6 protein-coding genes, 1 tRNA gene and 1 rRNA gene are annotated in these 14,742 nt (G+C 69.4%); 1 reads left to right on the top strand and 7 read right to left on the bottom strand.

What is annotated here, in order from left to right; genetic code table 11:
* Window positions 1-41 precede the first annotated feature (41 nt).
* The 4 genes from ACWDA7_RS25360 to ACWDA7_RS25345 all read right to left on the bottom strand — a co-directional run bounded on the left by ACWDA7_RS25360 (window position 42) and on the right by ACWDA7_RS25345 (window position 10,515).
* Complete coding sequence (locus tag ACWDA7_RS25360; protein ID WP_450606487.1) at window positions 42-911, bottom strand: helix-turn-helix domain-containing protein; 870 nt, start codon at window positions 909-911, stop codon at window positions 42-44.
* A gap of 289 nt (window positions 912-1,200) precedes the next feature.
* Entirely contained in the window at window positions 1,201-3,912 is a 2,712-nt protein-coding gene (locus ACWDA7_RS25355) for a DNA translocase FtsK (protein ID WP_450606485.1), read from the bottom strand.
* Window positions 3,913-4,092: 180 nt separating this feature from the next.
* Window positions 4,093-4,776 (bottom strand): response regulator, encoded by a 684-nt coding sequence (locus tag ACWDA7_RS25350; protein WP_359397992.1) that lies wholly within the window; start codon window positions 4,774-4,776, stop codon window positions 4,093-4,095.
* Between the two features lie 276 nt (window positions 4,777-5,052).
* A complete protein-coding gene (locus ACWDA7_RS25345; protein ID WP_450606482.1) occupies window positions 5,053-10,515 on the bottom strand; it encodes a HAMP domain-containing protein in 5,463 nt (1,820 codons plus the stop codon).
* Between the two features lie 376 nt (window positions 10,516-10,891).
* On the opposite strand from ACWDA7_RS25345, the gene ACWDA7_RS25340 reads away from it, so the two are divergent.
* The gene (locus tag ACWDA7_RS25340) at window positions 10,892-13,639 is read left to right on the top strand and encodes a SpoIIE family protein phosphatase (RefSeq protein WP_450606480.1); all 2,748 of its coding nucleotides are present in this window, start codon (window positions 10,892-10,894) and stop codon (window positions 13,637-13,639) included.
* Window positions 13,640-13,724: 85 nt separating this feature from the next.
* On the opposite strand, the gene ACWDA7_RS25335 is transcribed toward ACWDA7_RS25340, so the two are convergent.
* From ACWDA7_RS25335 to rrf, 3 genes are all read right to left on the bottom strand, one after another.
* A tRNA-Thr gene (locus ACWDA7_RS25335) sits at window positions 13,725-13,797 on the bottom strand.
* A gap of 82 nt (window positions 13,798-13,879) precedes the next feature.
* Window positions 13,880-14,542 carry a DegT/DnrJ/EryC1/StrS family aminotransferase gene (locus tag ACWDA7_RS25330; protein ID WP_450606541.1) on the bottom strand — a complete coding sequence of 221 codons (663 nt, stop codon included), beginning with the start codon at window positions 14,540-14,542 and terminating at the stop codon, window positions 13,880-13,882.
* Between the two features lie 112 nt (window positions 14,543-14,654).
* Window positions 14,655-14,742, bottom strand: a 5S ribosomal RNA gene (gene rrf / locus ACWDA7_RS25325); the annotation flags it as partial.

Genomic DNA, 14,742 nt, shown 5'->3' with positions numbered 1-14,742 from the left:
CATCCCGTGTGCGCCTGATCGGGGCGCTCAGCGGCCGTCCGTCAGCCGCTGACGGGGTCGCCCTTCGTGTAGGTCAGGCGCTCGACCTGGCCGGGCTGGAAGTTGTCCTGGATCTGCTTGCCGTTGACGTACAGCTGAACGGCGCCCGCATCACCGAGGACCAGGTCGATCTTCTCCTGGTCCTGGAAGGTCTGCGAGTCGCCCTTCTGGAGCAGTCCGTCGAACAGGGTCCGGCCGCTGTGGTCCTTGGCGGAGATCCAGCTGCGTCCGTCGGTGGCGCTCACCTGGACCGTCACCTTGTCCCGCGGCGCGGCGGCGATGGCGCTGTCGGACGGCGCGGGCTTCTGCTCGGCCGGCTTGCTGCTCTTGGGCGTGGGCGAGGCGGGCTTGCCGATGGTCGGCGTGGAGCCCTCGGCGACCTGCGTCTTGCCACTGTCGTCGCCGCCGGTGCCGTTGACCACTGTGAACGCGACGAAGCCGATCACCGCGACGATCGCCGCGACCATGGCCGCGGTCCAGTTCGGCCCGCGCCGCTCGGGCCGGATGCGTTCCGCGTCGAAGAGCGGGCTCGCGGGGGTCGGGGCGGGCGTTCCGCCGTGCTCGGCGGCGAACTGCTCCAGCAGGGGAGCCGGGTCGAGGTGCACCTCGCGGGCGAGCGTGCGAATGTGACCCCGCGCGTAGACGTCGCCGCCGCAGGGGCCGAAATTGTCCTGTTCGATCGCTTGCACGATGGCGGCACGGACGCGGGTGGCGTTGCTGACGTCGTCGACGGTCAGCCCAGCCGCGATGCGCGCCTCTTGCAGGGCCCGGCCGATCGAAGGGCGCTCCGACGCGGTGGCGTCTTCGCGGTCGTCATCGAACGGACGTGCGTCTTCAGGGGAGTTGCCGTCAGAGGAGTTGCCGATGGACACGGGGCGCCTTTCGAGCGTTCAGCCACCTGTGCTGGAAGTTCAGTCTAGGGGGGGTACGAAAGGGTGGGGCAACCGGGCGGTGGGACTTTGTACGCCATCAGAATGGCCGGTCATCCTGATGGTGGGAGATATACCTGCCCCTCCCTCAACTTGACGTGCGTCCAAGGGAAACGGTTGCTCACGGCTCGCTTACGAGTGGGTCACGGCCGAGCAGTCGGGCGCGCCGCAGGGCGCGGACGGACTCACTCGGGCAGCCCACTCGTGCGGCGAACCGGGACCGCCCGGATCCCTACGGTTGAGACTCCCCACGGATCAGGGCGAGCACTCCGTCCAGTTCATCGGGTTTCACCAGAACATCCCGCGCCTTGGAGCCCTCGCTCGGACCGACGATGTTGCGCGACTCCATGAGGTCCATCAGCCGTCCCGCCTTGGCGAAGCCGACGCGCAGCTTGCGCTGGAGCATCGAGGTGGACCCGAACTGCGTGGAGACCACCAGTTCGGCCGCCTGGCACAGCAGGTCGAGATCGTCGCCGATGTCCTCGTCGATCTCCTTCTTCTGCTTGCTGCCGACCGTGACGTCGTCCCGGAAGACGGGCGCCATCTGCTCCTTGCAGTGCCGGACGACCGCCGCGACCTCCTCCTCGGTCACGAAGGCGCCCTGCATACGGGTCGGCTTGTTCGCGCCCATCGGCAGGAAGAGCCCGTCGCCCTTGCCGATGAGCTTCTCGGCGCCGGGCTGGTCGAGGATGACGCGCGAGTCGGCCAGGGACGAGGTGGCGAAGGCGAGCCGGGAGGGCACGTTCGCCTTGATCAGACCGGTCACGACGTCCACGGACGGCCGCTGGGTGGCGAGCACCAGGTGGATGCCGGCGGCACGCGCGAGCTGGGTGATGCGCACGATCGCGTCCTCGACGTCGCGCGGCGCGACCATCATCAGGTCGGCCAGCTCGTCGACGATCACCAGCAGATACGGGTAGGGCTGCAGCTCGCGTTCACTGCCCTCGGGCGCCTTGACCTTGCCGTCCCTGATCGCGGCGTTGAAGTCGTCGATGTGCCGGAAGCCGTACGCCGCCAGGTCGTCGTACCTGAGGTCCATCTCCCGCACCACCCACTGGAGCGCCTCAGCGGCACGCTTCGGGTTGGTGATGATCGGTGTGATCAGATGCGGAATGCCCTCGTACGCGGTCAGCTCGACGCGCTTGGGGTCGACCAGGACCAGGCGCACGTCCTCGGGGGTCGCCCGCATCATGATCGAGGTGATCAGGCAGTTGATGCACGACGACTTGCCGGACCCGGTGGCGCCGGCGACGAGCATGTGCGGCATCTTCGCCATGTTCGCCATCACATAGCCGCCCTCGACGTCCTTGCCGAGCGCGACCAGCATCGGGTGGTCGTCCTCCGCGGCCTCCGCCAGACGGAGCACATCACCGAGGTTGACCATCTCCCGGTCGGTGTTCGGGATCTCGATGCCGACCGCGGACTTGCCGGGGATCGGGCTGATGATCCGCACATCGGGACTGGCGACCGCGTAGGCGATGTTCTTGGTCAGGGCGGTGATCCGCTCGACCTTCACGGCGGGGCCGAGCTCGACCTCGTACCGGGTGACCGTCGGGCCGCGGGTGAAGCCGGTGACGGCCGCGTCGACCTTGAACTCGGTGAAGACGTTCGTGAGCGAGGCGACCACCGCGTCGTTGGCGGCGCTGCGCGCCTTGCCGGGCCCGCCGCGCTCGAGCAGGTCCAGGGACGGCAGCGCGTAAGTGATGTCCCCGGAGAGCTGGAGCTGCTCGGCGCGCGGCGGGAGGTCCCGGTGCTCCGGGGGCGCCGACTTGGTCAGGTCGGGCACCGTGGAGCCGGTCGGGAGCTTCTCCTGCTTCGGGCGCGCGGCCGGTACCGGCGTCGGTGTCGGTGTCGGTGTCGGCTCCGCGCGGTCGCCCACGCTCACGCCCTGCGTGAGGTCGGCGACGATCGGGGACGGCGGCATGCCGTGCAGGACGGCCCCGTCCAGGGCGGCAGCGGCGGCAGCGGCGACGTCCACGGCGTCCATCTCGCGGCCCAGGGCGGGCTGCACGGAGGGACGGCGTGGGCGGCCGCGGCGGCGGGACAGGGCCTCCTGCTCGGCGCCGTCCGGGTTGTACTCCTCGGGAGCGGGCTCGCGCCGCCGGGAGCGGGGCAGCGCCTCGCGCCACTGGTCGTCGTAGCGTTCGTCGTCGTCGGTGAAGTCGTCGTCCTCGAGGTCGTGCAGGATCCCGAGCTTCACGCCGAGCCGCCGCAGCTTCTGCGGGATGGCGGTCACGGGCGTGGCGGTGACCACGAGCAGACCGAAGAACGTGAGCAGGACGAGCAGCGGTACGGCGAGGGCGTCGCCCATCGTGTACGTCAGCGGGGTGGCCGCGGCCCAGCCGATCAGCCCGCCGGCGTCCCTTATGGCCTGCATGCCGTCGCTGCGCGCGGGCTCGCCGCAGGCGATGTGCACCTGGCCGAGCACGCCCATCACCAGGGCGGACAGACCGATGACGATGCGGCCGTTGGCCTCCGGCCGCTCCGGGTGCAGGATCAGGCGCACGGCGATCGCGCCCAGCAGCAGCGGCACGAGCAGGTCCAGGCGGCCGAAGGCGCCGGTCACCAGAATCTCGACGAGGTCGCCGACAGGGCCCCTCAGACTGGCCCAGGTGCCCGCGGCGACGATCAGCGAGAGAGCGAGCAGCAGCAGCGCGAGGCCGTCCTTGCGATGCGCCGGGTCGAGCCCCTTCGCGCCTCGTCCTATGCCGCGGAGCATGGCCCCGACGGCGTGCGCGAGCCCGAGCCACAGGGCGCGTACGAGTCGGTACACGCCCCCGGTCGGGCTGGGCGCCGGCGCGGGGGCGGGCTTCTTCGCCGCGGCCTTCCGCGCAGGCGCCTTCTTCGCGGCGGCTTTCTTCGCGGGGGCCTGCTTCGCCGAAGCCTTCCTCGGAGCGGCCGCCTTCTTCGCCGGCGACTTCTTGGCTGCGGGACGTGAGGCCATGGGTGTGAGATTACCGGTGGAGGCGACAGGTGACACGCGTGCCCACTGCTTCACCCGTTCGTGTCGCTCGGGGCATGGCACCGAACTGACGCGGAATCAACGGCGGGCCAAACACAGTGGATCCGGGCCGCCCCGCGCAAGCGCCTCTCGGCGCGCGGGGCAACCCGTGGAGCACCTGGCTCAGTTCTGGGACGGCACGGATGCGGCGCCGCTGCCCGCGCCCGGCTCAAGGGCGTCCAGCGCCCTGCGCAGGCCCGTGAGTTTGCGTTCGAGATGGGCCGCGGTCGCGACCGCCGCCGCGTCCGCCGAGTCGTCGTCGAGCTGCTTGGACAGCGCCTCGGCCTGCTCCTCGACCGCCGCGAGCCGCGCCGACAGCTCGGCGAGGAGTCCGGCGGGCTCCTTGCTCTCCCCGGCCGCGGACTTGCCGCCGCCTTCCAACTGGAGCCGCAGCAGAGCCGCCTGCTCGCGCAGCTGGCAGTTCTTCATGTAGAGCTCGACGAACACCGAGACCTTGGCGCGCAGCACCCACGGGTCGAACGGCTTGGAGATGTAGTCCACCGCACCCGCCGCATACCCCCGGAAGGTGTGGTGCGGGCCGTGGTTGATGGCGGTCAGGAAGATGATCGGAATGTCCCTGGTCCGCTCGCGCCGCTTGATGTGCGCGGCGGTCTCGAAACCGTCCATTCCCGGCATCTGCACGTCCAGCAGAATCACCGCGAAGTCGTCCGTCAGCAGCGCCTTGAGCGCTTCCTCCCCGGACGATGCCCTGACCAGCGTCTGATCGAGCGCGGAGAGGATGGCCTCCAGCGCCAGCAGATTCTCCGGCCGGTCATCGACCAGGAGGATCTTGGCCTTCTGCACCATGGCCCGCCCTCCTCGCCCCGGCTTGGGGCCTCCCCTGTCCTCAGGACTCGAGGTGACGCCGCCCGACGCCACCCCAGGGGACGACTCCCTTGCGCCGCCCGTCCTTGTGCCGGTCATCGTAGCCGCACCCCGCCTGTCGCCACACCCTGTCACCGCGATGTCACTGTGCACATAGCAGAAACGCAGCAGGAGACCAGAAGGTTCCCCCTGCACCGCACTTCTACACGGCCCCGGTCGCACTCACTCAGCAACTCCGAGTGAACATTCAGGATTACGTCACTCCTCACGCATCCACTGTTCCATCACGGACAGCAGATGATCGGGGTCCACCGGCTTGGTCACATAGTCCGAGGCGCCCGATTCGATGGCCTTCTCCCGGTCGCCCTTCATGGCCTTCGCGGTCAGTGCGATGATCGGCAGCCCCGCGAACTGCGGCATCCGCCGGATCGCCGTCGTCGTGGCGTACCCGTCCATCTCGGGCATCATGATGTCCATCAGAACGACCGCGACATCGTCGTGCTGTTCCAGGACCTCGATGCCCTCGCGGCCGTTCTCGGCGTACAGCACCGACAGGCCGTGCTGCTCGAGGACACTGGTGAGCGCGAACACGTTACGGATGTCGTCGTCGACGATCAGCACCTTCTCGCTGTCGAACCGCACGCCCTGCCGGGGCACGACCCGCTCCTGCTGGTCCGCGGACCACTGCTCCTCCGCGCCCGACTGCTGCGCGCTCGCGGAGACCGCCCTGCGCCTGCGCCTGAACAGCGCCGCAGGCCCGTTCTGGGTCTCCTGGTACGACTTCACCTCGGCCGGGGTCTCGATGCCCGACGCGGCGCGCTCCGCCTCGGACGCCAGCAGCTCGTCGGCCGCCATGGCGGGCGCGAGCTGCGAGTAGCCGTGCGGCGGCAGCTCGCTCGGGTGCAGCGGCAGGTACAGCGTGAACGTCGAGCCGCGTCCGGGCTCGCTCTGCGCATGGATCTCGCCGCCGAGCAGCCGCGCGATCTCCCGCGAGATGGACAGCCCCAGACCCGTACCGCCGTACTTGCGGCTCGTGGTGCCGTCCGCCTGCTTGAACGCCTCGAAGATCACCCGCATCTTGCTGGCCGCGATGCCGATGCCCGTGTCGGCCACGGAGAACGCGATCACCTCCGCGTCCGGGTCGCGCAGCGAGCCGGACTCCAGCAACTGCTCCCGGATGGCCACGGGGACATCGGCGCCTGCGGGCCGGATGACCAGCTCCACGGCCCCTGTGTCGGTGAACTTCACCGCGTTGGACAAGAGGTTGCGCAGCACCTGCAGGAGGCGCTGCTCGTCGGTGTGCAGCGTGGCGGGCAGCTCCGGGGAGACCCGTACGGAGAAGTCGAGCCCCTTCTCCGCGGTCAGCGGCCGGAAGGTGGCCTCCACGTAGTCGACGAGCTGGACGAGCGCGATACGCGTCGGCGAGACGTCCATCTTGCCCGCCTCGACCTTCGACAGGTCGAGGATGTCGTTGATCAGCTGGAGCAGGTCGGAGCCGGCGCCGTGGATGGTCTCGGCGAACTCGACCTGCTTCGGCGAGAGGTTGCCCTCGGCGTTGTCGGCGAGCAACTTGGCCAGAATCAGCAGGGAGTTGAGCGGTGTACGCAGCTCGTGCGACATGTTGGCGAGGAACTCGCTCTTGTAGCGCATGGAGACGGCGAGCTGCTCGGCGCGCTCCTCCAGGACCTGCCGCGCCTCTTCGATCTCGGTGTTCTTGACCTCGATGTCGCGGTTCTGCTGGGCCAGCAGCTCGGCCTTGTCCTCCAGTTCGGCGTTGGACGCCTGGAGCGCCTTCTGCCGCTGCTCCAACTCCTCCGACCGCAGCCGGAGTTGCTCGGTCAGCTCCTGCGACTGCTTCAGCAGCACCTCGGTCTTGGTGTTGACGGAGATGGTGTTGACGCTCGTCGCGATCATCTCGGCGATCTGGTTGAGGAAGTCCTTCTGGATCTGCGTGAACGGCGTGAAGGAGGCGAGCTCGATGACACCGAGCACGTTCGCCTCGAAGAGCACAGGAAGGACGATCACCTGCGCGGGCGGCGCCTCGCCGAGCCCGGAGGAGATCTTCAGATAGCCGCTCGGCGCGTTCTCCACCAGGATCGTGCGCCTCTCCATGGCGGCCGTGCCGATGAGCGCCTCACCCGGCCGGAACGACGTCGGCATGGAGCCCATGGAGTAGCCGTACGAGCCCAGCATGCGCAGTTCGTAGGCGCCGTCCGCGTCGGTGCCCAGGTCCTTGCCGTCGACGAGCGGCATGGCGAGGAAGAACGCGCCGTGCTGGGCGGAGACCACCGGCGTCAGCTCGCTCATGATGAGCGAGGCCACGTCCTCCAGATCGCGCCGGCCCTGCATGAGAGCGGAGATACGGGCCAGGTTGCCCTTGAGCCAGTCCTGCTCCTTGTTGGCGATCGTGGTGTCGCGCAGGTTGGCGATCATCTTGTTGATGTAGTCCTGCAGCTCCTGGATCTCGCCGGAGGCGTCCACATCGATCTTCAGATTGAGGTCGCCGCGGGTCACCGCGGTCGCCACGCGCGCGATGGCGCGCACCTGCCGGGTCAGGTTCCCGGCCATCTCGTTCACCGACTCGGTCAGGTCGCGCCAGGTGCCGTCGACGTCCCGGACGCGGGCCTGGCCGCCGAGCTGCCCCTCCGTACCCACCTCGCGGGCCACGCGGGTGACCTCCTCGGCGAAGGAGGACAGCTGGTCGACCATCGTGTTGATGGTGGTCTTCAGCTCCAGGATCTCGCCGCGCGCGTCGATGTCGATCTTCTTGGTCAGATCGCCCTTCGCGATGGCCGTGGTGACCATGGCGATGTTGCGCACCTGGCCGGTCAGGTTGGACGCCATCTGGTTCACGGACTCGGTGAGGTCCTTCCAGGTGCCTGCCACACCCGGTACGTGCGCCTGACCCCCCAGGATGCCGTCCGTGCCCACCTCACGGGCCACCTTGGTGACCTGATCGGCGAACGAGCTCAGCGTCTTCACCATCGTGTTGAAGGTGTCGGCCAGCTGCGCGACCTCGCCGCGCGCCTCGATCGTCACCGTCCGCGTCAGGTCGCCGTTGGCGACGGCCGCCGCGACCTGCGAGATGTTGCGCACCTGCGTGGTCAGGTTGTTGGCCATGAGGTTGACGTTGTCGTTGAGGTCCTTCCAGATGCCCGTGACCCCGGGGACGTGCGCCTGACCCCCCAGGATGCCCTCGGTGCCCACCTCGCGGGCCACCCGGGTCACCTGCTCGGCGAAGGACGACAGCTGGTCGACCATCGTGTTGACGGTGGTGACGAGTTCGAGGATCTCGCCCTTGGCGTCGACGGTGATCTTCTTGGACAGGTCGCCCTTGGCGACCGCCGTCGTGACCTCGGCGATGTTGCGCACCTGGATGGTCAGGTTGTTCGCCATGAAGTTCACGGACTGCGTGAGGTCCTTCCAGGTGCCGGAGACACCCTGGACCTCGGCCTGGCCGCCGAGGATGCCCTCGGTGCCCACCTCGCGGGCGACCCGGGTCACCTGCTCCGCGAAGTTGGAGAGCTGGTCCACCATCGTGTTGAGGGTGTTCTTCAGCTCCAGGATCTCGCCGCGCGCGTCCACGTCGATCTTCTGCGACAGGTCACCGCGGGCCACCGCCGTCGCGACCTGCGCGATGTTCCGCACCTGGGTGGTGAGGTTGCCGGCCATGCCGTTGACGGAGTCGGTGAGGTCACGCCACACACCGGCCACACCCGGCACCTGCGCCTGACCGCCGAGCCGGCCCTCCGTACCCACCTCGCGGGCCACCCGGGTCACCTGCTCCGCGAAGGCGGAGAGCTGGTCCACCAGGTTGTTGATGGTGTTCTTCAGCTCCAGGATCTCGCCGCGCGCGTCCACGTCGATCTTCTGCGACAGGTCACCGCGGGCCACCGCCGTCGTCACCTGGGCGATCTGCCGCACCTGCGAGGTGAGGTTGCCCGCCATGAAGTTGACGGAGTCGGTGAGTTCCTTCCAGGTGCCGCTGACGCCCGGCACCACGGCCTGGCCGCCGAGGCGGCCCTCGGTGCCGACGTCCCGGGCCATGCGCGTGACCTGCTCGGCGAAGTTCGAGAGCTGGTCCACCATCGTGTTCACGGTGTTCTTCAGCTGGAGCATCTCGCCGGACACATCCACGGTGACCTTCTGCGACAGATCGCCGTTGGCCACCGCCGTCGTCACCTGAGCGATGTTCCTCACCTGTCCGGTGAGATTCCGGAACGCGGTGTTGACGGAGTCCGTGAGGTCCTTCCAGGTGCCGGCGGCACCCGGGACCTGTGCCTGGCCGCCCAGCTCACCCTCGACCCCGACCTCCCGCGCCACGCGCGTGACCTCGGAACCGAACGCGGACAGCTGATCCACCATCCCGTTGACGGTGTTCTTCAGCTCCAGCATCTCGCCGGCGACGTCGACGGTGACCTTCTGCGACAGGTCACCGCTGGCCACCGCCGTCGTCACGGCGGCGATGTCCCTCACCTGAGTGGTCAGATTCCGGAAGACCGTGTTCACCGAATCGGTGAGGTCTTTCCACGTTCCCGCCGCACCCGGCACATTCGCCTGACCGCCGAGCCGGCCCTCGCCACCGACCTCGTTGGCGACGCGGGTGACCTCGTCCGCGAACGTGCGCAGCGTCTCGGTCATCTGGTTGATCGTCTCGGCGAGCTGCGCGACCTCGCCCCGTGCCGAGACGGTCACCTTCTGCGACAGGTCGCCGCTGGCGACCGCTGTCGTGACCTGGGCGATCCCGCGCACCTGAGCCGTCAGGTTGCCGGCCATGAGGTTCACCGAATCGGTGAGGTCCTTCCATACACCGGCCACACCGGGCACCTGCGCCTGGCCGCCCAGCTCGCCCTCGGTGCCCACTTCACGGGCGACGCGGGTCACCTCGGAGGAGAAGGAGGAGAGCTGGTCCACCATCGTGTTGACGGTTTCCTTCAGCTCCAGCATCTCGCCGGCCACGTGAACCGTGACCTTCCGGGACAGATCACCCTTGGCGACCGCCGTGGTCACCAGCGCGATGTCCCGCACCTGTGCCGTCAGCCGGTAGGCCATGGTGTTGACCGAATCCGTGAGGTCCTTCCACGAACCGGACATACCGCGCACCCGGGCCTGCCCACCCAGCTTGCCCTCGGTGCCCACCTCGCTGGCGACCCGCGTGACCTCGTCGGTGAACGTCGACAGCTGATCGACCAGGTTGTTGACCGTGCGCCCGACCTTCAGGAACTCCCCGCGCAGCGGATGCCCGGTCCCCTCCGGCCCCGGAGCCCGCAGTTCCATGCGCGGCGAGAGGTCGCCCTCCGCCACCGCCGACAGCACCCGGCTGACCTCGGAGACAGGACGGGCGAGATCGTCCACGAGCGCATTGGAGGCGTCGATCGCGGCCGCCCAGGAGCCCTCGCACGCACCTGTCTCCAGCCGCTCCGTGAGCTTGCCCTCACGTCCGACCATGCGCCGCACCCGCGCCAGTTCCCCGGTCAGGTGCAGGTTCCGGTCGGCGACCTCGTTGAACACGGCGGCGATCTCGGCCATCACGCCGTCGCCGGTGACCGTGAGGCGCTTGCGGAAATTGCCGTCCCGCATCGACACCAGAGCCGCCAGCAACCGGTTCAGCGCCGCCGTGTCGACCGGGGTGGTTCCATTGCGTGCTTTGCGCTGGTTACTCAGGGACTGTCCGCCTTTTGCGCGCGGCTTCGTGCCCCGCGTCGCTGCGCCAGACTCCACTGTGTCCCTCCCGCAGGGGTCGACCATCACTGCTGTGCTCAGGATGACCGCTCGACTTACCGGTCACTGGTGCTTGGTGCCACCCGATACACGGGAAGCACGCGCGTGCTCCTGCCCGGAACGGCCCAAGACACTCGGCCGCCCGGACGTCCACATGGAAGCTTGCCCAGTGTTTCACCATGCCTGAACCAGGCCATAACAGTTCGGCAGCTTCGCACACGCTCCGCACACCCTCAGGACGTAAACACCTGCGACCGGCATCCGCATGGACGGCGAAGGTAAGTAACCTTGCATCCGGCTGTCCAGCCGTACCGGTCCGACCGGCCTGGGCGGTCACATGAGCACGAGCGGGCAGGCATCGGAGGGGCGCCGCACCATGACGACCGGACTGCATCCCGGGGGACCACCCCAGGATCCCCGGCACGCGGGGAACCAGCAACTGCCTCGGCAGGAGCGGGTCGGCCCGGCAGCCCCGCATGTCGAGACCGGGACGAGGAGTTCTGTGATCACCGCGCGCGCGGCCGCCAGCTTCGAGCCCGTCGGACGATCCGTCGCGACCGCCCGGTCCTTCGTCCGGGACACCCTCCAGGGGTGGGGCTTCGCCGACATCGTCGACGACGCCGTCGTCCTCACCAGCGAGTTGGTCACCAACGCCGTCGTCCACGCGGGCACAGCCGCGGACGTCCTGTGTCTGCGCAGTGACGACGGCGTCCGCATCGAGGTCGCCGACCGCTATCCGGAACGCGAGATCCCGCTGCAGACGAGCGCCATCAACATGGGCGGCCCCGACCGCGAGGGCGGTCGGGGCCTTCAGCTGTGCGCCGCCCTGGCCGGCCGCTGGGGCGTCGAGTACACACCCACGCACAAACAGGTCTGGTTCCAGCTGGACCTGCCCGAGCGCCCGGTGGGCACCCGCAGTGCGGGCCCCGCACTGCCCGCGGACCTCCTTCCGCTCGCCGACGGCCGGGTCCGCGTCGCGGTCGTCCAGATCGACCGCACCGGCTCCATCACCGCCTGGAACGAGGACGCGGAGGAACTGTTCGGGTACCCCGCCGAGCAGGTCACCGGCAAGCCGCTCACCGACCTGACGGCCTGGCCGCACACCCCCGGCACCGGAACAGGCGTCGCCGAGGCCCTGCGGCTCTCCCGCTGGGAGGGCAGCTACGGCATCCGCGCGGCGGACGGCCGAGTGACCCCGGTCTACGCCTCTCACCTGCGCGTACGCGACACGGCAGGTGAACCGTCCACGGTCTGTCTGCTGGTACGCGACCACGAGCGCGCCGTCCTGCAGACCCCGATGCGCGGAGCGGCCCCCGACACGACGACCGCCACCGACGGCAAGGCCACCGACCCCTTCGAAGTCTTCATCGGCTCCCCGGCCCCCGACGACCTCGACGGTCTGCTCCAGCGCACCGTGGAGCGCGCCCGCGACATGCTGGACGGCGACGCGGCCTTCCTCCTCCTCGCCACCGACGACGAGACGGAGCTGGAGGTCCGCGCCTCCACCGGCCTGCCCTCCGCCCGCCAGCGCTTCGCCCGCGTCCCCGTGGATGCCGGCCCCGGCCGCTACGGCTCGGCCCGCATGCCGGCCGTCCATGACGACCTGGCAGCCGTACCGGGCGCGGTGCCCCTGCTGGGCGGGACGGGCATGCGCTCGGTGGTCACGGTCCCGCTGAAGGTGGAGGGCCGGCTCACCGGCTCCCTCGGTGTCGCGGCCGAGGCGTCCTCCCGCTACTCCAACGAGGAGGCGCTGCGCCTGCAGTTCGCGGCCGACCGCATCGCCCTCGCCGTCGAATCGGCCCGCCTCGGCGAACTGGAACGGCTGCGCCGCGGCTCACTGAGCTTCCTGGTCGAAGCCTCCGACCTCCTCGCGGGCACCCTGGACCGCGACCAGACGCTGGCCCTCATGGCCCAGATGACGATCCCGACGCTAGCCACCTGGTGCGCCGTGTACACGATCGCCGACCAGGCCTCGGAGCCGTACCTCTCCTACGTCCTGCACGAGGACGAGGAGCGCATCGACGGCCTCAAGGCGCTTCTGTCGAAGATCCCGCCGCCGGACCCGATCCCGACGCCGGGCGCCAGGGTCTGGCCGGCCCCCGGCGACGAAGCCCACCGGGCGGCGCTGCGCACCTCCATGCGGAGCCTCGGCCTGGGCGAGCCGCCCACGGTCAGCTCCGGCATCGGGACGACGCTCGCGACGGCCTCGGCGGTCGGCGGCGAAACGGTCGTACTGCCCCTGGTGGCGCGCAACCGCGTCATCGGCATGCTGACGCTGGGCAAGCCGACGGACGAGCACTTCCGCCAGGAGATCCTGGAACTGGCCGAGGACCTGAGCCGCCGGGCCGCCCTGGCCCTGGACAACGCCCGGCTGTACTCGGAGCGCACGGCCATCAGCCAGTCCCTCCAGCGCAGCCTGCTCCCGCCGGAGCTGCCTCACGTCGACGGCGTCGAGGTCGAGGTCATCTACCGCGCGGCCGGTGAGGGCAACGAGGTCGGCGGCGACTTCTACGACCTCTTCCCGATCCGCGACGGGGCCTACGGCTTTGCCATCGGCGACGTCTGCGGTACGGGCCCGGAGGCGGCGGCGGTGACCGGCCTGGCCCGCCATGCCCTGCGTCTGCTGGCACGCGAGGGCTTCGGCGGACCGGCGGTCCTGCAGCGCCTCAATTCCGCGATCCTCGACGAGGGCGCCCGCAGTCGCTTCCTGACGCTCCTCTACGGCGAGTTGTGGCCGCAGGAGGACGGCAGCGCGGTCCTGAAGGTGGTCTGCGCCGGCCACCCGCTCCCGCTCCGGCTGCGTCAGGACGGGACGGTGGAACCGGCCGCAGAACCGCAGCCGCTCCTCGGTGTCATGGACGACCTGGAGCTGTACGAGCAGACCGTGACGCTTGATCCGGGCGACGTCCTGCTGTGCGTCACGGACGGCGTCACGGAACGCCGCGAGGGCACGCGCATGTTGGGCGACGACGGACTCACGGACGTCCTGACGACCTGCACGGGCCTGACGGCGGGAGCGGTGGCGGCGCGCATCATGCGCGCGGTGGAGCGCTTCGCGTCCGACGCTCCGTCCGACGACATGGCGATCCTCGCCATGCGCGTGCCGGGCCTTCCGAAGGAGTGACCTGGAGCCCGGGAACTCCCGGGCTCCCCTTAGGAGTTCACGACATCAAAAAGGCCTCGCCCTTATGGGCGAGGCCTTTTCTCTGAGCCCCCAAACGGAATCGAACCGTTGACCTTCTCCTTACCATGGAGACGCTCTGCCGACTGAGCTATAGGGGCCGGTCACCTTTTGAGGTTTCCCTCGCGGCAACGGATCAGATCATACCCCGAACTGGCGTGTGCTCCCAACCACAAGCCCTGGTCAGAAGGCGGGCTGCAGCAGCCCGCCCAGGGCGTTGCACGCGGAGACGATCCGGTTCATCTCCCGCTTGGTCAGCGACGCGTCCACCGGCAATGAGAGCGTCTCATCCGCGGCGCGCTCGGTTTCCGGAAGGCACACATCGCGCCGGAAGTCCGGCATCCGGTGCACCGGAGTCTTCACCGGAACCCGGCAGTCAACTCCCCTGGCCCGCACCGCCCGTGCGAAGGCATCCCGGTCCGGCCGGCCGTTGCCCGGCACGCGCACCACGTACTGCTGATAGGTGTGGCCGCCGCTGCTCTCGGGCGTCCACACGCCTCGCAGCCGCCCGTCGAGGTAGGCCGCCCGCTCACGCCGCTGCGCGACCTCGGCGTACGGCGTCTCGGACTCCCCCTGCTCCAGCACCAGGAGACCGTGCCGCTGCCCGAGCTCGTGCAGGCCCGCGATGTCGGCCGGCTGCCCGAAGCGATGGACGACGACCACCGCGGCGGTCTGCGAGGAGACCACGGCCTCGACGGCCGCGGGGTCCAGGCAGTACGTCGCCGGATCTATGTCGGCGAAGACCGGGGTCGCACCGGCCAGGGTCACGGCCTCGGCAACCTCGATGTTCCCGAACGCCGGCACGATGACCTCGTCACCATGGCCGACGCCCGCGGACTTGAGCATTCCAGCAGTACCCATGGCTCGGATGCTGATGCGGCAAAGTGAACGCAATGTGACAGGCAACGCAAAAGAGCGGGTCCCCGAACCGAAGTTCGGAGACCCGCTCTGAAGATTTGTTCGGCGGCGTCCTACTCTCCCACAGGGTCCCCCCTGCAGTACCATCGGCGCTGTAAGGCTTAGCTTCCGGGTTCGGAATGTAACCG

It is taken from the genome of Streptomyces sp. NPDC001156 (genome assembly GCF_053598275.1).
Note: the sequence above shows the minus strand (reverse complement) of the source record. Positions and strands in the feature narration are given on the sequence as shown.